The 25,502-nt window shown below is 46.2% G+C and carries 19 protein-coding genes; 18 read left to right on the forward strand and 1 reads right to left on the reverse strand.

Features of this window, described 5'->3' with window-relative positions; translation table 11 throughout:
* Positions 1-32 precede the first annotated feature (32 nt).
* The 3 genes from MHI38_RS26640 to MHI38_RS26650 all read left to right on the forward strand — a co-directional run bounded on the left by MHI38_RS26640 (position 33) and on the right by MHI38_RS26650 (position 1,937).
* Positions 33-824, forward strand: coding sequence for a polysaccharide deacetylase family protein (locus tag MHI38_RS26640; protein ID WP_154886488.1), 792 nt, complete (start codon positions 33-35; stop codon positions 822-824).
* Between the two features lie 292 nt (positions 825-1,116).
* Positions 1,117-1,329, forward strand: coding sequence for a YwbE family protein (locus tag MHI38_RS26645; RefSeq protein WP_090924399.1), 213 nt, complete (start codon positions 1,117-1,119; stop codon positions 1,327-1,329).
* On the forward strand, positions 1,326-1,937 hold the full coding sequence (locus tag MHI38_RS26650) for a DUF4269 domain-containing protein (RefSeq protein ID WP_154886486.1): 612 nt from the start codon (positions 1,326-1,328) through the stop codon (positions 1,935-1,937). Before MHI38_RS26645 ends, MHI38_RS26650 begins: the two co-directional genes overlap by 4 nt.
* Here the strand turns inward: MHI38_RS26650 and MHI38_RS26655 are convergent.
* Complete coding sequence (locus tag MHI38_RS26655) at positions 1,930-3,345, reverse strand: hypothetical protein (RefSeq protein WP_253500242.1); 1,416 nt, start codon at positions 3,343-3,345, stop codon at positions 1,930-1,932. The genes MHI38_RS26650 and MHI38_RS26655 overlap by 8 nt on opposite strands.
* Positions 3,346-3,862: 517 nt before the next feature.
* On the opposite strand from MHI38_RS26655, the gene MHI38_RS26660 reads away from it, so the two are divergent.
* The 15 genes from MHI38_RS26660 to MHI38_RS26730 all read left to right on the forward strand — a co-directional run bounded on the left by MHI38_RS26660 (position 3,863) and on the right by MHI38_RS26730 (position 25,319).
* Entirely contained in the window at positions 3,863-5,656 is a 1,794-nt protein-coding gene (locus MHI38_RS26660; RefSeq protein WP_090924401.1) for a sensor histidine kinase, read from the forward strand.
* Positions 5,631-7,238, forward strand: a complete 1,608-nt coding sequence (locus MHI38_RS26665; RefSeq protein ID WP_154886484.1) for a response regulator transcription factor — start codon at positions 5,631-5,633, stop codon at positions 7,236-7,238. Before MHI38_RS26660 ends, MHI38_RS26665 begins: the two co-directional genes overlap by 26 nt.
* Positions 7,239-7,419: 181 nt before the next feature.
* A complete protein-coding gene (locus MHI38_RS26670) occupies positions 7,420-8,406 on the forward strand; it encodes an ABC transporter permease (protein ID WP_186809556.1) in 987 nt (328 codons plus the stop codon).
* A gap of 17 nt (positions 8,407-8,423) precedes the next feature.
* Positions 8,424-9,332, forward strand: a complete 909-nt coding sequence (locus MHI38_RS26675; protein ID WP_090924403.1) for a carbohydrate ABC transporter permease — start codon at positions 8,424-8,426, stop codon at positions 9,330-9,332.
* 143 nt (positions 9,333-9,475) lie between these two features.
* Positions 9,476-11,005: an ABC transporter substrate-binding protein gene (locus MHI38_RS26680; protein ID WP_090924404.1), complete on the forward strand. Its 1,530-nt coding sequence runs from the start codon at positions 9,476-9,478 to the stop codon at positions 11,003-11,005.
* A 175-nt stretch (positions 11,006-11,180) separates the two neighbouring features.
* On the forward strand, positions 11,181-11,879 hold the full coding sequence (locus tag MHI38_RS26685; protein ID WP_154886482.1) for a hypothetical protein: 699 nt from the start codon (positions 11,181-11,183) through the stop codon (positions 11,877-11,879).
* 509 nt (positions 11,880-12,388) lie between these two features.
* Positions 12,389-14,143 carry a sensor histidine kinase gene (locus MHI38_RS26690; protein ID WP_154886480.1) on the forward strand — a complete coding sequence of 585 codons (1,755 nt, stop codon included), beginning with the start codon at positions 12,389-12,391 and terminating at the stop codon, positions 14,141-14,143.
* Between the two features lie 26 nt (positions 14,144-14,169).
* A complete protein-coding gene (locus MHI38_RS26695; RefSeq protein ID WP_154886478.1) occupies positions 14,170-15,798 on the forward strand; it encodes a response regulator in 1,629 nt (542 codons plus the stop codon).
* A gap of 124 nt (positions 15,799-15,922) precedes the next feature.
* Entirely contained in the window at positions 15,923-17,614 is a 1,692-nt protein-coding gene (locus MHI38_RS26700) for an extracellular solute-binding protein (RefSeq protein ID WP_154886476.1), read from the forward strand.
* 282 nt (positions 17,615-17,896) lie between these two features.
* On the forward strand, positions 17,897-18,787 hold the full coding sequence (locus tag MHI38_RS26705) for an ABC transporter permease (RefSeq protein ID WP_090924409.1): 891 nt from the start codon (positions 17,897-17,899) through the stop codon (positions 18,785-18,787).
* Positions 18,788-18,816: 29 nt separating this feature from the next.
* Positions 18,817-19,695, forward strand: coding sequence for a carbohydrate ABC transporter permease (locus MHI38_RS26710; protein ID WP_090924410.1), 879 nt, complete (start codon positions 18,817-18,819; stop codon positions 19,693-19,695).
* Between the two features lie 32 nt (positions 19,696-19,727).
* A complete protein-coding gene (locus tag MHI38_RS26715; RefSeq protein ID WP_154886474.1) occupies positions 19,728-20,813 on the forward strand; it encodes a glycosyl hydrolase 53 family protein in 1,086 nt (361 codons plus the stop codon).
* Between the two features lie 52 nt (positions 20,814-20,865).
* Entirely contained in the window at positions 20,866-22,938 is a 2,073-nt protein-coding gene (locus MHI38_RS26720) for a beta-galactosidase (RefSeq protein ID WP_154886471.1), read from the forward strand.
* A 273-nt stretch (positions 22,939-23,211) separates the two neighbouring features.
* Positions 23,212-24,651 (forward strand): NAD-dependent malic enzyme, encoded by a 1,440-nt coding sequence (locus MHI38_RS26725; protein ID WP_154886469.1) that lies wholly within the window; start codon positions 23,212-23,214, stop codon positions 24,649-24,651.
* Positions 24,651-25,319 carry an HD domain-containing protein gene (locus tag MHI38_RS26730; RefSeq protein WP_154886468.1) on the forward strand — a complete coding sequence of 223 codons (669 nt, stop codon included), beginning with the start codon at positions 24,651-24,653 and terminating at the stop codon, positions 25,317-25,319. The genes MHI38_RS26725 and MHI38_RS26730 overlap by 1 nt, the downstream gene beginning before the upstream one ends.
* Positions 25,320-25,502: the final 183 nt, after the last annotated feature.

A 25,502-nucleotide genomic window follows, 5' to 3' on the forward strand; every position in this document is an offset into this window, starting at 1 on the left:
TTGACGTATGAAATTCAAAGTGAGGATATGACATGAACCTGAAAGCTACCCGATTCATCGCATTGTTCGTACTGACTGGAACAATCCTTGGCAGTTCGACAAGTTGGGCGTATGCCAAGCCAGTGCAGAAGAACCGTCAGTATTATGAAGAACGGGGAGAGATCGTATGGGAAGTCCCCACGCAGGACAAACTGATCGCTCTGACTTTTGATGATGGACCAGACCCTGTTCAGACACCGCAGATTTTAGCTTTGCTCAAACAGTATCATGCGAAGGGAACTTTTTTTGTACTCGGCAAATGGGCAGAGAAATTTCCTGACATCGTCATGCAGGAGCAACGTGAAGGACATGAGATCGCAAATCATACATTTGCACACACGTATGCGGTTCGTTCAACAACAGCGGACAAGTACTTGAAAGACATGCAAGAGGCAGAAGCTTCGATTGTAAATGCTGGTGCGGAGCGCCCACTGTTGTTCAGACCTCCTGGGGGGTATTATAACGATATGGTGATTCAGGCGGCGAAGCAGAAGGGCTATACGATCGTATTATGGTCTTGGCATCAGGATACTCGAGACTGGGCTCTACCTGGTGTATCAGCGATTACAAACAAAGTATTAAATAATGCTCGTAATGGAGACATCGTTTTGTTTCATGACAAAGTGGAAAGTAAATCCCATACGATTGATGCTCTTCGAATGATTTTGCCCAAACTGCAGGAACAGGGTTATCAATTTGTTACCGTATCTGAACTTCTGGCTGTGAAAGCTCGTGAAGCTGCCAAGGGCGGGGTGTCGTCCTCATTACCACGAAAGCATCCGTAGTGCAGGCGATTGAGAGCGATTGAAAGATTCATCTGTAAAATCAGCTGCACCTAGAATGTGTTGGAAAGTAAGATTTTTTTAGTAAGTCTAAGCTAATCACAGCCGCAATCAAGCTGAACCAATGATGCTTTGCGGCTGTTTGTCGTGAAGTTATTCATTGAACCTCGGTTTGGCGGGTATGCTGCAAATTGATTGGAAATAAGTTCTAGGCTTTTGTTTTACAATCGAAACGTCTACAATAGATAAAGTCTTTATATCAGACAGTATTATGTTAATAGAGAAGGTGAACAAGTTGAATGGACAAAAAAGAGCTGACATCAGACCTGGTTTAGAGGTCGATATCGTACTGAAACAGGATCAATCCAGTGGCAAACTCACGAGAGGAATCGTCAAGGATCTGTTAACCAAGTCTCCTTCACATCCTCATGGAATCAAGGTGAGATTGACAAACGGTCAAGTGGGGCGAGTGAAACAAGTAATTTCTGCAGGAAATCATCCGCAATGAGTGTGAACGGGAGGCTGGATACGACCGAAAAAGTAATGGCGCACCTGTCGGTTGGCAATCAACAGCAACAAGATGCTTACCGTGTGTTGCACGAGAGCGGACTACTTTTCATGCTTTCTGCCCACGCTGCGTTCCCTGCGGGGACGGTACCGATTGACGTGCATCTTCCTGATAGTGATCTGGACATCCTGTGTTATTCAGAAGATCTGAACGCTTTCCAAGTTAAGATGGCTAGGCAACTAGAGAGCATTGCGGTGAACGGAAGGACAGAGTGGACGTTCGGAGATAGTGCCTCAGGTCAGAACGTATATGTCACATGTAAACTGAGCTTGGGATTATGGCCTGTTGAAATATTTGCCCAAGCAACTCCTGTCGATCAGCAGAATGCCTACTTACATATGCAGGTCGAATGGAGTTTGTTGCAGTTATGGGGAGAGGTAGGGCAACGCGAGATTCGCAGACTTAAGCAAGCAGGGTGGAAAACAGAGCCTGCCTTCGCCCATGTACTAGGGTTAGAGGGTGATCCTTACATAGCAATGAGAGATCTAGCCAGCCTGCAGAAACCGGAGCTGTGGGACTTTGCCAGATCACGCGTCACATTTAAATGAGAAAGATCGCTACAATTGTAGTTACCGTTAATCCGATGATAACCGGTTTCAGATTACGCCTCGCAAGTTCAAACGGGCTGACCCCGCAAATTGCGGCAGCCGGAATTAATGCCCACGGAATCAACGTTCCGCCGCCAACCCAGATTGCGGCTACCTGGCCCAGTGCGGTAAGTACCGGAGCCGAGTTTGTCGTACCTGCAAACATGGCAGCAATGGAACCTACGAGGGAAATTCCCGAAAAACCAGAGCCATCCAGACCGGTTACAGCTCCAGTGACGGTCATCGTAATCGCCCCGACGGTTCCATTCATTGGCACAATCCCCGCAAATGCAACGCCAAGATCATTGACGATCCCGTGTGAGCCTTCAGGAAGTGGATTCATAAATAACTCCGTTATAGCAGCATCCCCGAGATAAAAGAATGCGGCAATCGGAATGACCGGACCAAATACTTTGAATCCGAACTGGAATCCTTCGATAAGATAATTAGTCGTTTCCTCTGATCCGTTATGGCGGTGTGCGGCAATGGAAACAGCAATCAGAATAACGACGGCGGTTCCCCCGATTAGTGCCGTTGCATCCCCGCCCTGAAGGTTCAGCACAAACATCAGTACGACATCCAGTGCGAATAACAACGGAATGAGTATAGCGAATATTTTTCTCAGACGAAGAGGCAATGTGGTAACTGGTGCAGACTCATTTGGTTCTGACTGTGACTTAGACGCCGGCTGCTGCCGTGGAGCAAACTCCTGTTCCTTCCATTTGGGGGTCTTCATTTCTTTGCGAAGCATCCAAAAGGCGGTAAGAGTAGATACCGTGCCCATGACGACGACGAGAGGAACACTCGCAACCATTACTGACGTAACTGGAATACCTGCTGCGTCTGCAGTAAGTTTGGGAGCACCTTGGATAATGTAATCCCCTGACAAGGCAATGCCATGCCCAAACAGGTTCATTGCAATGGCGGCTCCAATCGGAGGTAAACCTACACGAACCGCTACCGGCAAAAGTACTGCTCCAATCAAGGCTACTGCAGGAGATGGCCAGAAAAATAAAGATACGACCATCATGATAAGTCCAATGCCCCAGTATGCAGCTTGAGGCGTGCGAATAAATCGGGTGAGCGGTGTGACCATGATTTCATTAATACCTGTACGGATCAGAACACGGCTCATCGCTACGATAATTGAGATGATAAAGATTGTACTTAACAATTCCTTCGTTGCATAGATAAAACTGTTAAAAACCCCGGTGACGGAGCCACTTAATGTTTCAGTTGCCAGCAGTCCGATGGTCATAATGCCTGCGACACAGATAATGGTTGTATCTTTGCGCCGAACCATGACAGCGATAATCAGGACAATAAATGCCAAATATACATAATGCAACGGGACAAGTTGAATATTCATCATGATGACAGCCTCCTGCACTCCCTGGTCATTGATCCTGGGAGTGCTATATCCTATGCATGTCAGACCCGCATGTTCAAGGAGGTGGTGATTATCTAAGGATATGTCCTGCTTTTATAAATTGAACTATTCATTTACACAAAAACGGAGAGGACAGAAAAAACCTGGAAAAGCGGAGCGCTCGCCTTTATCACCGGATTTTCCCTTTAATAAAAGGGAATCAAAAAATCTGGGGATAACAGCGATTGGAAGGTTATTCTGTTATTGGAGTGCCCCGGTGTAAACGTCTTTAGTTCAACTTATAGAGCAGGATTTTTTTTACATCCAGAGAATTATATGAGTGAAACGAGCAAACACACGACAGGGGACTACGACTATAGCAAGTCACGATAACACACATCAGCGGGTCACCGAACCTGATAGACAACGGCAAACTGAGGTGATTACAATATACATGCCATCTTCAGGTAGAAATTAGAAAAAATTCAGCCAGCCTGAATCAAAAGGACGTTAATGTATGAACTTGATCCGTTCATTACGCTTTAAATTTATTGTGGGACTTACGTTAATCATGCTACCGCTGTTTATGCTGTTGTACTATAACAATGTGTATGCCATGAAGGTCGTACGTGATAAGGTATCCCTCACCAATATGAATCATTTGGCCAAAAACGTGGAACAAAATGAGCGTGTATTACAGGAAACCAATCGATATTTATACAGCTTGGGTGAGCGTGACCCTGATATTATCTCGCTGTTTTTTCTTGAATACGGAAGCGGAGATTACATCATTGCCAAGCAGCGAATCATGAACAAGTTTATGACCGATATCGGTTTCTATAATCTTATCGATTCTTTTTATTTGTATGATGCGGTGAATGATGACCTGTTGCTGGCAACCGCGGGCAATTATGATATTAAAAAATCGGTGGTACAGCGCAATATGCCTGCACAGATGCGGCAGCTCGAAGGGGATATCCAAAGGCCGGAATGGAGCATCGTCCGCGGAGGATCATTTAATGCACTTGTGAAAACGGTACGTATCAATCAGCAGTTCTATGCTGGCGCACTGGTCGATATGAATGCGCTGAATGACACACAACAGTTTGCTGAATCAGGTGACAGAGGTGGAGCGGTGATCGTTACACCTGATGGCAGAGCATTATCTGATTCTACGTTAAATAAGGGGCAGATCAAGCTGGTCGGCGATCATTTGACCGATTTGGAGAGTCCGTATCAGGTCATCTCGGAGCCGGATAGTACTGCTCGTCAGTATTTAATGGTGGGTATTCCCTCAGCCATGTCGGATATGAATTATATCGTCTTGTTGCCAGAGGAAGATATGATGCGTAACCTGCCGTTTTTCCAACAGATCATCAGGCTACTTCCGATCGGGGCGGCCGTTATTTTGATCACAGCACTTTTCTTCCTAAGACAGCTTCTGTTCCGTCCAATGAATGCGCTTATTCGGGGAATGAGAAGGGTTAGCCGAGGGGAACTCGATGTAACGCTGGAGGCACCGTCTTCGTCTGAACTGGAGTTTGTGACACGTAGCTTCAATCAGATGATTCAGGAAATTCAACATTTGAAGATTGATGTATATGAAGAGCAACTGCGTACGCGAGAGGCGGAGTTCAAGCAATTGCAGATGCAGATTAATCCTCACTTTTATCTGAATTCCCTGAATATTATTCATAGCCTCGCTTCCTTGCAAAAACATGAACTGGTGCAACAGATGGCTGGTCATCTGGCTGATTATTTCAGATCCAGCTTAAGGGCTGGCAAACGAGTGATCACGCTAAACGAAGAGATGGAGCACATTCGACATTATCTTGAAATTCAGAAGTTAAGGTTCCCGAGCAAGCTGGATTTTGAACTGGATATCGATCCAGAAGTGGGACATGTTGTGCTTCCGCCGCTGACAATTCAGCCTTTTGTCGAAAATGCAATTATCCATGGTTTTCAACGCAGAATGCAGTCGTTTGTGATTCGGATTACCGCGCGTCTGACGGAAACGTCCAGTAGTCAGGCCGAAGATGGTATGCTCCTGCTACAGATTGTGGACAACGGGGTCGGGTTCAAGCCCGTGCTACTAGAACAACTACAACGGGGAGAATATGCCAAAGATCCCGGGGGGCAACACATCGGGATATGGAATGTTGCACATCGGTTACTGGTGAAGTATGGTCCGGAGGCCGGGTTAACGTTTGAAAATAGGATAGACGGAGGCGCTGCAGTAAGCATTTATTTGCCTGCTCAGACCGAGGAGCAAGAAGGAGGAAATCATGCGGAACCTGTTGATCGTGGATGATGAAGTGTATGCCCTGCAAGCCATGCTGGAGGGAGTGGACTGGAATGCAGCCGGAATTGACCAGGTATTCGGTGCATGTGATGTGGAGGAAGCCCGGCAGGTCATCCGAACCCATGCTATCGACATTCTGATTTGCGACATCGAGATGCCCGGGGAAACCGGGCTCGACCTGCAGAGCTGGGTATTGAAGCATGACCCTGGCATTCTGACGATTTTTCTGACAGGTCATGCGCTCTTCGATTATGCCCAGACCGCCATCAAACTGAATAGTTTTGATTATCTGTTGAAACCTGCTCCCGCAGACCAACTGCTCAAAGTAGTTACAAGAGCATTGGAGAAGATTAGAGACGGAGAGCAACGCACACGAACGAACGAAGTTTACGAAACCGTATACAAACGCTGGAAAACCCATAAACCACTCCTGACGGAACGTTTCTGGAAGGACGCAGTATCTCAGCGAAGTGCACTTACTCCACAACGGCTGCAAAAACTTGCCGAACTGTACGGTGCAGAGATTGATCCTGAGGTTCGTGTACTGCCCATCGTAATCTCCGTTGAAGAGTGGGTACGTGAATTTAATCTGCGCGATGAAGAGGTACTGGAATATGCTCTACGCAATGCAGCGAGAGAAATATTACTCGGAGAGAAACCGGGTGAAGTGTTCCAGGATCACAGTGGCTTAAATATAGTGCTAGCCTATGAGCAAGATGATGTCATCCTTGCAGCTAGTGAAGCGGAGCAACGTTGTCAGCGTTACATTCAGGAGTGCGGCACATACTTCTACTGCCGGCTATCCTGTTATGTAGGTGCACCGGTAGCTGTAACCGAATTGCAAGGCATGTTGAATGAACTCATGGACATGGAGCGCCGCAACATTAAAGAGCTCGAAGAGGTTTTTGTGTATGATGAGCGGGATCAGGAGGATCGGTTTTTGCCTATCCCGTGGTTCTCGGAGCTGTCTATCCTTTTTGAAACCGGCAAGGTAGAAGATTTGCGTGAACGTGTGGATGAAATTTTTGATTTACTTGCTGCCCAGGATGGGTTATCTCCAGAGATGTTACGGCTCTATTATCATGCGATGTTGCACGTTGTCTACCCGCTGCTGCATCAGAAAAATGTATCCATCCGCAGCTTGTACCCCGGAGAACGGGAGCCGGAAGAAGCCGTAGTCACGAGGTCATTACCGCAGTTGAAACAATGGACTCTGGATCTCATAGATCGTGTCATTCCCGTATTGTACCCGGATGATCAGAACCCGATGTCGATTGTAGATCAGTTATGTATCTATATTGAAAACCACATTGGAGAAGAACTGATGCGGGAGGAACTGGCTGCTTTTGCCGGATTTAACCCGGCATATTTGTCACGTTTGTTCCGTAAAGAAAAGGGAATGTCTCTGTCCGAGTTTATCCTTCAGCGCAGAGTGGCCATGGCGAAAACGTTGTTATCTCAATCCACCGTCAAGGTAACGGATATTGCGGGTAAGGTCGGATACTATAATTACTCTCATTTTACGAAAATGTTCAAAAAATGTACCGGCATTACACCACAGGAGTTTCGCAAACAATCCAGAACCATGTAATCAGGCGCAGCATGCTGCGCTTTTTGTTTGTTTTTTATGGCATCAAAGTCATAATTTGATAACTGAATAGGTCACCACAGCAGATAGAGGACTTGATCGCCCCGCCGTATACTTGAACCACAGGAGGCGCACGGAGCTTCATCCTGAGGAAGAATTCAAGAGGAGTGAGGGAGAACACGTTATGAAGACACAACCCCAAGCGGGTAAGGGCGTACGGATATCGGAGATACCGGAAGGCACGGTTCGAAAGCGCAAGTCCGTGTTGTACAATCTTGGCAAGTACAAGGTACTTTACCTGATGTTTTTGCCAGGCATTCTGTTTCTGCTGGTAAACAATTATATGCCGATGTTCGGCGTTCTGATCGCATTCAAAAATGTAAACTACGCGGATGGAATCTGGGGAAGCCCGTGGAGCGGGTGGGACAATTTTAAATACCTGTTCTCGACCAGCGATGCATGGGAAATTACGCGAAACACCCTTGCATACAACACCGTGTTTATTGCACTCAATCTTACTGTCGGTGTAGGTCTCGCCATTTTGCTTAACGAAGTTAAAAACAAAGCGATGTCCAAACTGTATCAGTCGCTGATGTTGTTACCTTATTTTCTATCGATGATTGTGGTTAGTTATCTCGTTTTGGCTTTCCTCGGCAAGGACTCGGGATTCATGAACTCAACCATACTGCAAATGTTCGGAGGACAGCCAATTGACTGGTACTCGGAACCGAAGTATTGGCCGTACATCTTGCCGCTTGTGAATACGTGGAAAAATATCGGTTATTATGCCGTCATTTATCTGGCCGCTGTTGTGGGCATTGATGAAGAATATTATGAAGCGGCTGTGCTGGATGGTGCATCGAAGTGGCATCAGATTCGTTTTATCACCATTCCGTTTTTGATCCCGCTGATTGTCATTATGACATTGCTTCAGATTGGCCGGATCTTCTATGCAGACTTCAGCTTGTTCTATCAGGTTCCGCTGGAATCAGGTGCGTTGTTCCCTGTAACCAACGTTCTTGATACGTATGTATATCGGACATTCCTCATTGGTGGAGACATCGGGATGTCATCTGCAGCAGGTCTATATCAAGCGATTGTCGGATTTGTACTGGTGCTGGTGTCCAACACCATCGTCAGACGGATCGACAAAGATAATGCACTATTTTGAGAGGAGGCAAGTCAGTTGTGAAAACACGTGATCCATTAGCTGTATCCAAGCGTTCTGCTGCTGTCATTCATTTCATGTTTTTATTCTATGCCATTGCCTGTATCGTGCCGATCATACTGGTCTTCGCCATCTCTTTCTCGGACGAAACAACGGTTATTGCGAATGGCTACAAGCTTATACCGGAGCAATTCAGCCTCACGGCCTATGAATTCCTCTTTAAAGATATGGATCAGATCATCCACTCGTATGGAATTTCTATCATCGTAACGGTTGTTGGTACGATTACGAGTGTTGCGCTGACCGCATTATATGCTTATCCACTATCACGGAGAGATCTGCCATACCGAGGTTGGTTCGCCTTTTTCATCTTCTTCACCATGTTATTTAACGGTGGACTTGTTCCCTGGTATCTGGTTTACGTCAACGTGCTGGATTTGAAAAACTCGATTCTCGCTTTGATCTTGCCGTTGCTCTTATCACCGTTCTTTGTACTTGTCATGCGTACTTTCTTCGCGAACTCCATTCCCGTTTCGATTCTGGAATCGGCACGTATCGATGGAGCAGGTGAATTGAAAACGTTTTTGCGAATCGTACTGCCGCTTTCATTGCCGGTTATGGCAACCGTGGCGCTGTTCAGTACGCTGAACTATTGGAATGACTGGTATCTTAGTATGATTTTTATTTCGGATAACCGGACGATTAGCCTTCAGTACCTTATGTACCGGACGCTGCTCGATATTCAATATTTAACAACCAACTCTAACGTTTCTTCACAGATCTCATCGCAGGGCGGACTTCTCAATCTGCCAAACAAAACGTTGCAAATGGCGATGGCTGTCGTCGGTATCGGTCCAATCGTACTGGCGTACCCGTTCTTTCAGCGTTACTTCATCAAAGGTCTGACAGTAGGTGCTGTGAAAGGATAACTCCGGCCGGTTAGGGAGGGAGTATGGTCAATCGAAGATAGACGAAAGGGCATATACAGAAAGCTTGCCGTTTATGAGGAATTGGGGAAGAACGGTAAACGTGTGGAAGACAATGGTCCATTATATGAACAGGAGGGGTTCAATTGGTTCAATCGTTAAAAGTATGGTCACGTATGACGGCGGCGGCCATGGCACTGGCACTGGTGCTTGCAGGCTGTTCGTCAGACAAGGGAAACTCTGCAACACCTGGTGCTGAGGGCAGTACGCCGAACACAAACAATGAAAAGCCTTATGAGGTTTCCTTGTTCTATCCGGGAACACCTCAGAAAGATGTCGCTCTTGTGGAAGCAGAAATTAATAAAAAGATGGAGCCCAAGATTGGGGCAACCATCAAAATTAATGCTGTGGACTGGGGACAGTGGGATAACAAGCTGAACCTGATGATCTCATCAGGGGAAAAAGCAGACATTATCTTTACCGCTGCTTGGCAGAATTACACGGTAAACGTGGCGAAGGGCGCATTCTTGCCGCTGAATGAACTGCTTGATAAATACGGTCAGGATATCAAGAAAAATCTGGACCCTGCTTTCCTGGAAGGTTCCCAGGTAGATGGCGTGAACTATGGTGTACCAACGAACAAGGAGCTTGCTGCCACACGTGGCGTGCTGGTGCGCAAGGATCTGGCTGATAAATACAAACTGGACCTGACAGCAGTTAAAACATGGGCTGATCTGGAACCACTGCTCAAAACAATTAAAGAGAACGAACCGTCTGTTACTCCGTTCTACATGTCCAATACGAATGGTAATGGACTCTTGGAAAATCTGGATTGGGATTACCTCGGTGATGCATCTGTACCTGGCGTAATCTCTAAGACCGCAGGAGAGACTACCGTTTTGAACGAGGTGGAAACACCGGAATTCAAAGAAGCAGCCGAACTTGCACGTAAATGGTATCAAGCGGGTTACATCAACAGTGATGCAGCTACGTCCAATGTATTCCCGAAAGATCAGGCGAAAGCCGGTAAAGCCTTCATGTGGACGGATGGTATGAAGCCAGGTAAAGACAAGGAAGAGGAAGGTTATGTAGGTCATCCGCTCACGCAAATTGAGATGACCAGTCCAACGATTACAACTGGGGATGCCTCTGGTGCAATGCTTGCGATCTCCCGTTCTTCCGAACAACCGGAGAAAGCAATGCAAGTCATTAACTTGTTACACTCTGACAAAGAAATTAACAATTTGCTCAACTTCGGTATTGAAGGCAAACACTATGTAAAAGTAGAAGGTCAAGAGAACATCATTAAGTTGCCTGACGGCGTAGATGCAAACAGCCGTACCTACAATCCAGGTGCACAATGGCAACTGGGTAACCAGTTCCTGAACTATCTGTGGGATAACGAAGATCCACAGAAATGGGAAAAGTTCAAAGAGTTTAACGCAAAAGGTGTAAAATCTCCTGCCCTTGGTTTCACGTTTAACAGCCAGTCGGTTAAAAATGAAATTGCGGCCGTAAATAACGTCAACAAACAATTTAAGCCGGGAATGACTTCGGGTGCCGTTGATCCGAATGAAATGATTCCGAAGTATTTGGAAAAATTGAAAGCAGCAGGCATCGATAAGATTATCGCAGCCAAACAAGAGCAACTGGATGCATTTTTGGCTCAAAAATAATAAAAGAGCTGTCCTGAGAGATCGCATGATTCCATCATCCAATGCATCTCATCAGGCAGGACTCCAAAAGGGATGTTATCGGTAAAAACCGATAACTCCTTTTTTTGTGTCTGGATCGTTAATCAAAAATAGGAAAAATATGATATAATCAGGTGGTTGATTAGGAGGTGCTTTCGTGTCGAGAACCAGGCTTGTGTTCTCAGGGGGATTATTGCTGTTTGCCATCATCTTTACCTTTAAACATCATCTCGGTTTCTCAGTAGGGGATTCGCTGTTATTATTCATTGGTATTTCTCCGTATACCACATCCTATTTAAGTGGTGTACACATCACGATGTACTTTGGACTTGGAATGCTTGCCTGTGGATATTATCTTACGCGTAAAGAGATCATGTGTACGTTTCCACTTGTAGCAAAAACGTTATGGATTGCTGTTCTGGCTATCATACTCTGTTATTCATTTATGACAGACAAGTTGATGTACGTGGTGAAATGGGGAGCAACAGGTATGAATAGCATATCTTACATGCAGAATGACAGCTCATGCACCTATGATGTGTCATCTAATGGATATGCCTTGGCAACCTGTGAATTGACGCTGAAAAATTACAGTAACTCTGCGGTTGCTGTAATGGTTAAACCTGATTTGTATGGAAGCTATTCAAATCAGGATGATCCGCTGTCCGAATCATTACAGTCGGTTCATCTAGAGGCGAGACCGATTCGGATTGAGCCGAGGAAGACATTCACGGGTACACTTGAATTTTCAGGTGTGGCGGAAAGCCCGCTCGAAGTGAGGGGCAGATTGAAGGATATTGTATTAGATGTGGAAGTCGATGGAAGAAATACGGTTTTTGATTATGACATTCCTTAGTTCGTGATAAACAGACTCTAGTTTCAAGTACATAACATATATAATGAATCACTTGCAGAAGGAAAACATAAAAAACAAGCTTGGCTTATACGGACGGAACCGGCAGATATGCCGGTTTTTTTCGTGAACAGAAGTTGAATTTAGTGCTGATAAATTGGTTTTATCTCCTTTTTCATAGGGGCTTTAACGCTTAAAATGGATAGTGGGGCACTCTATTGATTTGGTTTGCCCTCGTTCAAGAAATAGATTGTATTTACAACCAATTTGATTACAATTAATGTCACGATATAAGTTAACTCTTTTTTACACGTTAACGGAGAGGACAGAAAAAACCTGGAGAGCGAAGCGGTCGCCTTTATCACCGGATTTCCCCTTTTATAAAAGGAATCAAAAAATCTGGGGATAACAGCGAATGGAAGGTTATTCTGTCATCGGAGTGGATTGTGTAAAATCGTTAGTTCCACTTCTATAGTAAAAGTAGAAAACAAATAAAGCGAGATGAAACTTCCATGTCATACCGGACAAATCTGTTTTCCAAGATGGTCATTTTAATTCTGATCATGCTTATTCCCGTTGTGCTCCTGTACTGGTATTCCAATCATAAAACAACAGCCGTACTAAGGACTGAGCTTAATCGTTCGAACAGCAATCAGCTTGAATTTTTCCAGAATCAGGTCAATACCCATATTGAATTATTATCGTCTTGGCCGAACCTGCTGATTCATGACCCCGATATTGCAAGCTTTCGGCGCATATTTGCGGAGAGCCGTTATTTTGATCTGGATGCCATCAATCTCGTCAAGCGAATCCAGAACAAGCTGAGTATCCAGGAAAGCTCTTCTAACTGGGAGACCAAATTATATCTGTACTCTCCATCGCTTGGCAGGGTGATCTCGGAAAGGGATGCCCGTACTTATGACAAGCAGGCTTTAAAAGAAAGCCTCATCTCTGGCTGGGATGTGCACAAGATTAAGGACGGGCAAAATGATCGGTTCAAATTCAGCTGGATTACGGTGTCGCCTTATGGCATCGAGAATCCTGCGGAGAATGCAGAAACGATTATCAAGCTGGAGTTCGATAGCGATAATATCCGTGACATGCTCGATAAATTCAAAGGCGACGGCAGGCATGACCCGTTCTATTTTCGCGAAGGGACAGGGGTGATCTATAACCGGACATCAGATCGTACGTTAACTAATCAATTAATCAAAGAATTATCTAGCCACACACTGCAAGACGTAGAAAATCGCACGATCGTCATTGGAAATGAGCCATACATGGTCAATTCTGTGAAATCGAGTACAACCGGCTGGTATTTGGTCGATTACATGCCGCTTTCAGATATTTTGAAACCGATTCACCAGTCGAATCAGCTGTTTTATTCTGCAATGATTTGTCTGCTGCTGATGAGTTGTATTGCGGCGTACTTGTTATATGTGCAAGTTCAAGTACCAGTAAAGCAACTGATTCGCGGTTTCCAGCGATTGAAGCAAGAAGATTATTCGGTTCGTATTGAGCCCAAAGGCCGTAATGAGTTCAGTTTTTTGTCTGAACGTTTTAATTCCATGGTGGAAAAGATTCAGCAGTTGTTTGAGCATGTATACCTTGAGCAAATCCATGTCCGGGAAGCACGTTTAAAGCAATTGCAGTCACAGATTAACCCGCATTTCTTCTATAATTGCTTTTCGTTCATTACGAGTATGGCGAAGCTGAAGCGAGTCGATGCCGTTGTGGCTATGTCGCATAATCTATCGAGGTATTACAGGTACACTACAAGACAGGAGCGGGATGTTGTTCCGTTATCTGAAGAGATTGAATTTGTGACCAACTATCTTGAAATTCAACGTATGCGTATGGAACGTATCCACTACACGCTGGACCTGCCAGAAGATATGTTGCGGATCGAAGTGCCACCGCTAATCGTACAACCTCTGGTTGAAAATGCGGTCATCCATGGTATCGAAGCGGATGCAGAAGCCGGAGAGATCCGGGTGTCCGGTGAGCAACGAGACGGTACACTTTTTTTGATTGTCGAAGATGATGGTCAAGGAATGACGCAAGAAGAGCGAGAAGCGATGCTGATCAAACTTGCAGGTACGATGGATCAGGAGATGGGCTGCGGATTGTGGAACGTGAATCAGAGGTTACAACTCAGGTATGGAGGGAAGGGTGGCATTGAGCTGGCGGAATCAGAGCTCGGGGGAATTCGTGTGACCTTGTCATGGCCAGTGGAACAGCAACCTCTGCTGAAAGACAAAGAGTGAATATAAGGGACTAGGGAGTGACCACATTGATTGATATATTGCTTGTGGATGATGAAACATATGTAACAGAAAGTTTGGAGTTAACGATTCCTTGGGGGGAACTTGGAGTCACAACGGTGTTGCGTGCAGCATCGGGCAAGGAAGCGCTGGAGATTATGGAAGAAAATGCAGTGGACATCGTCGTGACGGATATTCGCATGCCAGGTATGACAGGCCTTGATCTGATTTCGGAAGTAAACCGGCGCTGGCCTCATGTGCGCTGTATCCTGCTGACAGGTCACAGTGATTTTGATTATGCTAAAAAGGCAATTCAATTGCAGGCGGCTGACTATATTTTAAAACCTGTTAATGATGATGAGTTTATGAATTCGGTATCAGCGGCGATTACCTCTCTGCGGGATGAGTGGGATGAGTTCGACAAATATCATCGTCTCCTGTACAGTCGTAAATCCGATTACAAGATTCTGAGAGAGAACCTTATGCATGATTTGCTGCTTGGCCGAGAGGTTTCGTCGAAAGCGCTGCGCGAGCAATTAGAGCAATATGAGCTTCATATAGAGCCGGAACACCCTGCTGCGATGATGCTGATTCGTCTTGCTGGACGTTTTGCATCCATGGATCAGCAGTCCATTGATTTGATGGATTTTGCTGTTGGAAATATCGCCGAGGAAGTGCTCGGGGAGACCTATCATGTCTGGTTCAGCCGCGGGCCACATGATTGCTTGGTGATGTTCCTACAGAACAGGGAACAGGCGGAAGAATCCCTGTTGGTTAACAGTCCATTACGTAATGTCGCCGAGACCTTCCGGGAGCATGTGGTGCGTTATCTTCAAGGAGATTTATCCATCGTTGTGACCCCTCCGTTTCCTTTTAAAGAACTCACCAACGTTTATCGAAAAAGCCTGGGTTCTCTTGTCCTTTCTGGACCGGAAGAACACAAGATCATCTATATGGATATGGAAAATACCATCAACAAGCGCCCCGAAAATGATGCGGCTCAGGCTCTTGAAGAGTTGTACAAGCCACCGGTACTGCCGCAGCTACTGGAGACCAAACAATGGGGGACAGCAGCCGCCAAGTTGAATGCCGTTTTTGACGCGGCGGATCAGGTTTGCTTGTCCAGAGAGTATGTGTATGAGATGTACTTGTCGGTTACCAATGCTTTTATGTACATCGCCCACAAACAGGGTCACTTGGTGCACGAGATCGACCATGCGGGGTTTGACTTGTTGCTGGCTCATCAATTGATCCAATCTCCAGAGAAGCTAAGGCGCTGGGCCATGGATATGCTGGCGAAGCTGCAGGAGGAATTGTCCGATCAGGAGGGAGCACAGAGTCGTAGACATGTCATTAAACAGGTGCAGGAACTGGTGACCAGAGACACCGGGCAAGACCTCTCCGTGAAGATGATTGCGGATAAAGTCTATTTACATCCGGTATATCTTTCGAAAATATATAAAGCAGAGACAGGCGAGGGCCTGGGAGATTATATGATTCGCATGCGTATGGAGCGGGCGCTGTATTTGCTTAAAAATACGAATAAAAAAATATATGAGATCACAAGTGAACTTGGATATCAAAATCCGCAATATTTCAGCAAAATGTTCAAAAAACATTATGGGTTGACACCGAATGAATTCCGGGATCAGACATAAATACAACATCATTCGAGCATATAGGTTGGCAAAGGTGCAGAAATCTTGATTTCGTATCATAGGCTGATGTACCTGACCCGTCCTATAATGAAAGGGTAACCAAAACGATTTAAGGGGGAACAACATGAGAGCGCAATCAACGAAAAAGAGATTCTTGTCGCTTCTCGCTACAACGCTGTGTCTGACTGTCGTGCTTGCAGGATGTTCAGGTGGCAATGAAAGCAAAGAGAGTGCAACACCCAGCTCCACAGGAGCTCAAAATGAATACAAAGAAAAGTATGATCCTGCAGTAACGATCACGACGGCTTGGGGGATTGACCCGGAACTGAAATTTAAAAACGGTGAATCCATGGAAAATAACGTAGCTACCAAATGGGCAAAGGACAAATTTGGTATTGATATCAAATCCCTTTGGTCCGTGACGGATACGAACAGTGCATTCGCAACAAAATTGCGTTTGGCGATGTCTTCCGGTCAGGAAATGCCTGATATCGTTACGATTGGACAACCGGACAATCTGGTGGCTCAAGACTTAATCGACTCGGGTATGTATCAGGAAGTTGGACCGTTGTTCGATAAATATGCTTCAGACACATGGAAAAAAGCGATGGAGCAAGATCCAAACGTATGGAATCAATACAGCCGTGACGGTAAAAGAATGGGTATTCCCGTACTGGATTACGCATACAACAACGACTACCTGCTCTGGATTCGTCAAGACTGGCTGGACAAGCTGAATTTGAAAGCACCAACAACCATTGATGAGCTGGAAGTGGTTATGGATGCATTCAAAAACAAAAATCCGGATGGTCTTGCGCCGGATAAAGTAACACCCCTGAGCATTGGTTTCAAGAAATCCATGAATACATGGATGGGTGATCCATCTTGGATCTTCGGCGCTTATGGTACATTGCCTTCCCAATGGAATGTAGGTGCAGATGGCAAGCTGGAGTATGGTTCGATTAACTCAGGCATGAAACAAGGGTTGACAAAACTGAATGAATGGCTGACAAAAGGATACATTCCTCAGGAAGCAGCGCTGTGGGATGAGAACAAAACGGCTGAGCCGGCAGTGGCAGGTACAGCAGGAATTATCCCTGGCCCTTACTGGATGAGTGGATGGCCATTGATCGATACCGTGAAGAACGTACCAAGTGCCGTATGGAAGCCCATTGCTATCCCGGCTGGACCCGATGGTAAAGCGATGCGTCACGGAACACAGTTTGTTAACGGTGTGACATTGATCAAAAAAGATATGGCACATCCAGAAGCATTCTTTACGTATCAAAACTACCTGTTTGATAATTATGCAGATCCGAAGCCAGGAAGTGAATATGATAACGGTTTGTTCGATGGATACGACTATCAATTGGATGCGAGCGGCAAACAGAAAAAACCGGATGAAATCGATGGTGGATATGTCAACGTCGTACGTTACCTGCTTGTTCGTGACGGCGCGCGTATTCCGGATGCTCAGATGAAAGCATTGATGAATCTTGCAGACGGTAAAGAGCCGCAAACGAAGCTGGAAAAAGACGTAGCGGTGAACTACGGACCTGAAACGCCTGCAGCAGCGAAAGTGTTGCTGGAACAGAAAGATATTTCTTTCAAAGACATGTTCACAGGGCCTACAACGAAAACGATGAAGTCCAAACTGGATTACCTCAACAAAATCGAGAACCAGACCTTTAATGAGATCATCTATGGCAAGAGTCCGGTCGATTCGTTTGATACCTTTGTTCAAACATGGAAATCCGGTGGCGGCGATCAGATCACTCAAGAAGTGAACGAATGGTATGACGGCGTGAAAAAATAATCGGCTATACACGATGAAAATGTAAAGCCAAACGTGACGCACAGACGATAAAAGTCTGTGCGTTTTTTCATTTTTCAAACCTTGAAGAATGCATAAAAAAACCTGCGAAACGGGGGAATACAGCTCCAAGAGTCCCTCTTTCCAGTACATGTCCAAAGTAGTTGCTTTTGTGCCATTTATATTGCTTTTATGCGCTGTTTTGGGGTGCTGGTAGGTTGATATAATTTGCCTATAGAGCCACTCAGGAGTACTTGAGTAGGAAGAATTACAGGGGGAGCAATCATGAGAACTTTAAAACGAACTTGGCCATTCCACGTAATGCTGCTGCCAGCCATCATCTTTCTGATTATTTTCAGTTATGTGCCTATGGGCGGAATCGTTATGGCATTCCAAGACTACAAACCATGGATGGGTATCAGCGGCTCGGATTGGGTCGGGCTTGATAACTTTAGATATTTATTTGAACGTGATGATAGTTTGCAGGTTATCTGGAATACCCTCATCATCGCGGTACTCAAACTGATTTTTAATTTGTTTGTCCCGTTTGTGTTCGCCATTCTGCTCAATGAAGTTCGCAAGATGGCCATTCAGCGTACGATCCAGACGCTCGTATATCTGCCTCACTTCTTGTCCTGGGTTATCCTGGGCGGAATTCTGCTTGATCTGTTGTCGACGGGAGGACTTGTAAACCGGGTGCTCGGCACATTTGGCCTCGGACCCTACTTCTTCCTTGGAGATAACAGTTTGTTCCGACCAACGATCATTTTGACGGATGTGTGGAAGGAATTCGGGTATAACATGATTGTTTTCCTGGCAGCCCTCGCGGGCATTAACCCGGCGCTGTATGAAGCGGCAGAGATCGACGGAGCAAACCGCTGGAAGCAAACACTTCACATTACGATTCCTTCGCTTGTACCGATGTTGATGGTCGTTGGAACGCTGGCTTTGGGTAACGTACTCAACGCTGGATTCGATCAGATCTTCAACCTGTACAATCCGCTCGTATATCAATCAGGAGACATCATCGATACATTCGTATATCGCTCGGCGCTGGAAAATGGAGAGATGGGTTTTGCAACTGCGATCGGATTGTTCAAATCCGTGATCAGTATGGTTCTGATCCTCGTATCCTACAGCCTGGCTAAGAAATACGCCGGATACCGCATATTCTAATCGAATGAACAGAGAAGGAAGGGACTACGATGTATCATAAATCACCATCATATCGCATTTTCAATGTCATCAATATCAGTTTTCTTATTCTGATTGCTATCATGTGTATTGTGCCAATGATTCATGTACTGGCTGTATCGTTCAGTAACAAGGCTGCGGCAGATGCAAATCTGGTCAGTCTCTGGCCGGTAGGGTTTTCCCTCGAAGCCTATAAAAAAACAATGAATAATCCGATTTTCCTGAACTCACTCTGGATTTCACTGCTTCGTACCGTCATTGGTACAGGTATTACACTCCTGATTACTTTCCTGGCGGCATATCCGCTATCCAAGGAAAATAGTGAGTTCAAAGGCAGAACGGTATACTCCTGGATTTTCGTCTTCAGCATGATTTTCAACGGCGGTTTGGTACCGTTCTACATGGTTATTCAAAAGATTGGTCTAATGGATTCCTTCTGGGTGCTGGTGCTTCCGGGTGCAGTCAATACGTTCCTGGTCATCCTGATGCTTAACTTCTTCCGCGGCATTCCGAAAGAGCTGGAAGAGGCGGCACTGATTGACGGAGCGAACCATTTCAGAACCTTGTTCAGCATCTTCCTGCCGATCTCCATGCCTTCCATTGCAACGATTGCACTGTTCAGCATGGTGTTTCACTGGAATTCGTGGTTTGACGGTCTCTTGTACATGAACAATGCGAAAGATTATCCTTTGGCAACCTTCATGCAGACGGTCATTATCAAACGTGACATGAGCACGATGGCGATGAATCCGCAGGAAATGGCAACGATCTCGCAAACGACGGTGCGTGCAGCCCAAATCTTTATCGGAAGTGCGCCGATTCTCATTGTGTATCCATTCCTGCAACGTTTCTTTGTAAAAGGTATGACACTGGGCTCAGTAAAAGGCTGAGCCTCAATCCCTAATCACTGGAGGCTGATATTTTGAATTCATCAACCAATCAACCATTTGTTCTCGGCATGGATGTGTCATTTATGGACGAGATCGAACAGCATGGGGGAACATATTGTGATGTGGATGGCAAAGAGGAAGATTTGCTGACCATTCTCAAACTGAATGATGCGAATGCGATCCGTCTTCGCATCTGGAATGATCCCATCGGCGGATACTGTAATCTGGAGCGCACGGTAGAAGTAGCCAAACGAATCAAGGCACAGGGATTACAGTTTCTGCTCGATTTCCATTACTCTGATCGCTGGGCCGATCCGGCGAATCAGTGGAAACCGAAAGCATGGGAGAACCTGTCCTACGAACAGCTTAAACTGGCTGTATGCACATATACGGCGGATGTGCTTCGCACATTGAAAGAACACGATGCCTTGCCGGATATGGTTCAGGTTGGTAATGAAATTACGCCAGGCATGTTATGGGATGATGGACGTGTCGGTGGTGAAGAGCATGATACAGACGAACAGTGGCAACGTTTTGCAGGGCTTGTGAAGTATGGTATTGCAGCGGTTAAATCCGTTGATCCCTCCATTCAAATCATGATTCATATTGACCGCGGTGGCGACAATGCCGAAAGCCGTAAGTTCTACGATCGTTTCGAGGCGTTAGGTGTAGAGTTTGATGTCATCGGTCTGTCTTATTATCCTTGGTGGCATGGAACACTGGACGCGTTGCGTGATAACTTGAATGATCTGGCCAAACGCTACGGCAAACCAATCAACGTGGTTGAAACGGCATACCCGTGGACGTTGGAACAGCCAGAAGGCATCGAATGGATCATGAATCAGGAAGACATGCTACTGCCAGGTTATCCTGCAACGGTAGAAGGACAAACCCGATATCTGAAGGATATGTTACAGATTATTCGTGATGTTCCCGGCGGTCTGGGCCATGGATTCTATTATTGGGAGCCTGCGTGGATTCCGAGTAAAGAAGAATGGTCTGTGGGGCACCCGAACAACTGGGGTAATCTGACGATGTTTGATTTTAAAGGGCGCAAGCTTGAATCATTTAAAGCATTAACTGCGACGCAAGAATTGAATGTTACAACTTTTGTTTAAAAGATATGCATAGGTAAATTATCGTAATTCAACAGCAAGGGAGTTTTCATAAATGACGTACAAATTTCCACCCGTAAGTTCCAAAGCCCCGCACATGCTTCATGGTGCTGATTACAACCCGGAGCAGTGGCTTCGTTATCCAGAGGTACTTGAAGAGGACATTCGTTTAATGAAACTGGCGAAGTGTAATGTGATGTCCATCGGTATTTTCTCCTGGGTATCCCTAGAGCCGGAAGAAGGCGTGTATACGTTTGAATGGCTGGATCAGGTGCTGGACCGTTTTGCCGCGAACGGGATCTATGCGTTCCTCGCAACACCAAGCGGTGCCAGACCGGCCTGGATGTCGGCAAAATATCCTGAAGTGTTGCGTGTCTCGGAAAATCGGGTTCGTAATCTGCATGGTTTCCGCCATAACCACTGTTATACCTCTCCGGTGTACCGGGAAAAAGTAACGGCGATGAACAGCAAGCTGGCGGAACGTTACTCGGATCACCCGGCTGTCATCGGCTGGCATATTTCAAATGAGTTTGGTGGGGATTGTCACTGTGACTATTGTCAGCAAGCCTTCCGCGGATGGGTTCAAAACAAGTACAAAACACTAGATGAATTGAATCACGCGTGGTGGACAACATTTTGGAGCCATACGGTAACGGATTGGAGTCAAGTCGAGTCTCCGGCACCACACGGCGAAACTCAGGTTCATGCGATGAATCTGGACTGGCGTCGTTTCGTAACGGATCAGACAGCGGATTTCATCGTACACGAAACGAAGCCGCTTAAGGCAAAAAATCCAAACTTGCCGGTAACGACGAATCTGATGGAATTTTACGGCGGTTTGAACTATTGGAAGTTCGCAAATATTCTGGATTTCCTCTCTTGGGACAGTTATCCGACATGGCATGATGCAGAGGACGATGCGAAACAGGCATCCCGGATTGCGATGATGCATGATATTGTTCGTTCAATCAAAGGCGGACAGCCTTTCCTGCTCATGGAGAGCACGCCAAGCTCTACGAACTGGCAGGATGTAAGCAAGCTGAAGCGTCCTGGCATGCACCTGTTGTCCTCCTTACAGGCGGTAGCTCATGGATCAGATAGTGTTCAGTACTTCCAGTGGAGAAAAAGCCGCGGATCAAGTGAGAAGTTACACGGTGCGGTAGTAGACCATGTAGGCACAGAGCATACCCGTGTGTTTCAGGATGTGACCGATGTAGGTACAGCACTGCAGAGCATGGAGGATATTGTAGGAACTACGGTTCCTGCTGAAGTTGCAATTATCTTTGATTGGGAGAACCGCTGGGCTGTCAACGACTCCCAAGGTCCACGCAACATCGGGGTGAAATACGAGCAGACAGTAGAAGCTCACTACGAAGCGTTCTGGAAAAAGGGCGTAGCGGTTGATGTCATCGATATGGAAGCTGATCTATCCAAGTACAAAGTGTTAGTGGCACCGATGCTTTACCTCGTTCGTGAAGGAGTAGGCGAACGGATCGAGAAGTTTGTAGAGCAGGGCGGTACATTTGTGGCAACCTACTGGTCTGGCATTGTAAACGAGAATGATCTGTGTTTCCTGGGTGGATTCCCGGGACCGCTTCGTAAAACGCTCGGCATCTGGTCAGAAGAGATCGACGGATTGCATGATCGTGAACTCAATGGAATTATTCCAGCGCAGGGGAATGAATTGGGACTCACTTCGGAGTATGATGCAATTGAGCTTTGCGATCTAATCCATCTAGAAGGTGCGAGGTCACTTGCGGTATATCGTTCTGATTTCTACGCTGGCCGTCCAGCTTTGACGGTGAACGAGCTTGGTTCAGGGAAAGCTTATTATATGGCTGCACGGATGAAAGCGCCGTTCTATGATGACTTTTACGGCAAGCTGATTGCTAAACTGGATCTGGAGCGTGGTCTGAAATCAGACTTGGCTGCAGGGACTACTGCACATGTTCGTACCGACGGTAATTCCGATTATGTGTTCATTCAGAACTACACCGAGCACGAGAAACAGGTTCAGTTGGACGGTCCGTCGTATACAGATGTACTTAGTGGAGAAGCGGTTGAATCAAGTCTGGACTTACAGCCATACGACATTCGTGTATTGCGCAGAGCGGCGAATCGTAAGTAAGTTTAACGGGAGATATGAATAGGGCATTGGAGTTTATCGGAAACATGAGCCTTAGGAATGCACTCCGATAAATGAACGAATGTTACACCTAGAGAGATATTAAAATGGATTGTCTTGAGCCTTCAAACAGGTGCCAGGACAATCCATTTTATTTTGTCTCTTATGGGACTTGAGGGCTTTTTTTGGACAAGATAAAGGATAATCGTGTCCACGTAGCGAAGACAAACACGTAACTTGTCAACTTAAGACTTTCATTGTCTGGGAGGAATTGAAATGAATCAGAGAAATCTGGACGGCAACAGCATTATTATACGGCTGGAAATGACAACGAAAGATATCAAGTTTGGCGAAGTGGCCTCGGCCATCTCGGAAGCTGGAGGAGACATTATTGCCATCGACGTCATTTCGACCAATCAGGATGTCAGTGTGCGCGACTTGACTGTCGCGGTCACCGATTCACAGGATAACAGCAAAATTATAGAAGCAGTACGCCAGCTTAAAGGCGTGTCCATCGTTAACGTATCAGATCGTACATTCCTGCTGCATCTGGGCGGCAAGATTGAAGTTACACCGAAGACACCGATTCACAACCGGGAAGATCTGTCCCGTGTGTACACACCGGATGTGGCTCGGGTATGTTCGGCTATATCAGAAGAGCCCGGCAAAGCTTTTTCATTAACGATTAAACGGAATACCGTAGCGGTGGTTTCTGATGGTAGCGCAGTGCTTGGACTTGGTAATATTGGCCCGCGTGCAGCCATGCCGGTAATGGAAGGAAAGGCGATGCTGTTCAAACAATTCGCAGGTGTGGATGCGTTCCCGATCTGCCTGGATACACAGGATACCGAAGAGATCATTCGCACTGTGAAAGCGATATCACCTGCATTTGGCGGCATTAACCTCGAGGATATTTCTTCTCCGCGCTGTTTCGAGATCGAACGTCGGTTAAATGAAGAGCTTGATATTCCGGTATTTCATGATGATCAGCATGGTACAGCCGTTGTATTGTATGCAGGTCTGATCAATGCGCTCAAACTGGTTGGCAAGTCTATCGACGAGGTGAAAATTGTCGTGTGTGGCATCGGAGCGGCGGGTGTAGCTTGCAGTAATATCTTATTATCTGCAGGAGCGAAGCGGCTGATCGGTGTGGATCGCGACGGAGCGATCGTACGTACGAATTCCTATGATAATGATGTATGGACGGAATATGCGGCACGTACCAATCCCGATCTGGAGACAGGTTCCCTCCGCGAAGTTATCCGTGATGCCGACGTATTTATTGGATTGTCCCGCGGTAATCTATTGACACGTGAAGATGTGCAGACAATGGCGGACAATCCTATCGTATTTGCCATGGCGAACCCGGTACCTGAGGTTATGCCGGCTTTGGTTGAAGATATTGTTGCGGTCATGGCAACCGGACGTTCGGATTATCCGAACCAGATTAACAACGTGCTTTGTTTCCCAGGTATGTTCAGAGCTGTTCTCGATTGCCGGGCGACGGAAATTAATGAAGAGATGAAACTGGCTGCTGCTCAAGCGATCGCCTCGTCCATCTCAGATGAAGAGCGTACACGTTATTACATTATCCCAAGTGTATTTAATGATAAGATTGTCAAATCGATGCGCAATCGTGTTATTGAAGCGGCAATCAAGACAGGTGTGGCGAGACGTGTCCCGCGTGAACAAGCACGTGAAGGCGGAGAATCCTGATGACATTAGATTCATCCACTAATGAAAGCATTTTGGAAGCGGCTCGTATCTTTGTGCAAGATGAGGCTTCCAAACATTCCGACGGACATGACTGGACACATATTCAGCGTGTCACTGCCCTGGCGGTCAGGCTAGCACGGCACATGGGTGCAGATCCGTTTGTATGCGAGCTGGCTGCACTATTGCATGATGTACCGGATGAGAAGCTCAATGACAGCTTGGAGGCCGGTATGGCAAAGCTGAACACTTGGCTGGACAACCAGCCACTACTAGAGCCTTCCACACGGGAAGTGGTAGTAAACATAATCAGTACGATATCCTATGCGGGTGGGCAAGGGGCTGCAGTCGAATCGTTGGAAGCACAAGTGGTGCAGGACGCAGACCGGCTTGATGCGCTGGGGGCGATTGGAATTGCCCGTACGTTTGCCTTTTCAGGAGCCCGTGGGCGTGAAATGTATGATCCATCCTTACCGCCTCGGGAACAGATGACCCGTGAGGAATATCGCAATGGGCGCAGCACGACGATCAATCATTTTTACGAAAAGTTATTCAAGCTTAAAGATCTGATGAATACATCCTACGGCAAGGAACTGGCGCAGCGGCGTCATGAGTATATGGTGCAGTTTGTGGAGCAGTTCAAGCAGGAATGGGAAGGCACGGACGTATAAATGTATAGAAGGTCACCATAGGTCTTTAAAGGCTAAGTGGTGACTTTCTTTCTTAGATTAACCCTTACATAACCAAGGTTCAGGACAAAAGAAACGGGAAGGAAGCTTCTTCTGTCTTCGTAGTGGCGATATAAATAATTTACTTATTTGAAATCGTGTCTAAGACTTATGAGAATGAAGATG

It is taken from the genome of Paenibacillus sp. FSL K6-1558 (assembly GCF_038002565.1).
Lineage (GTDB): Bacteria > Bacillota > Bacilli > Paenibacillales > Paenibacillaceae > Paenibacillus > Paenibacillus polysaccharolyticus.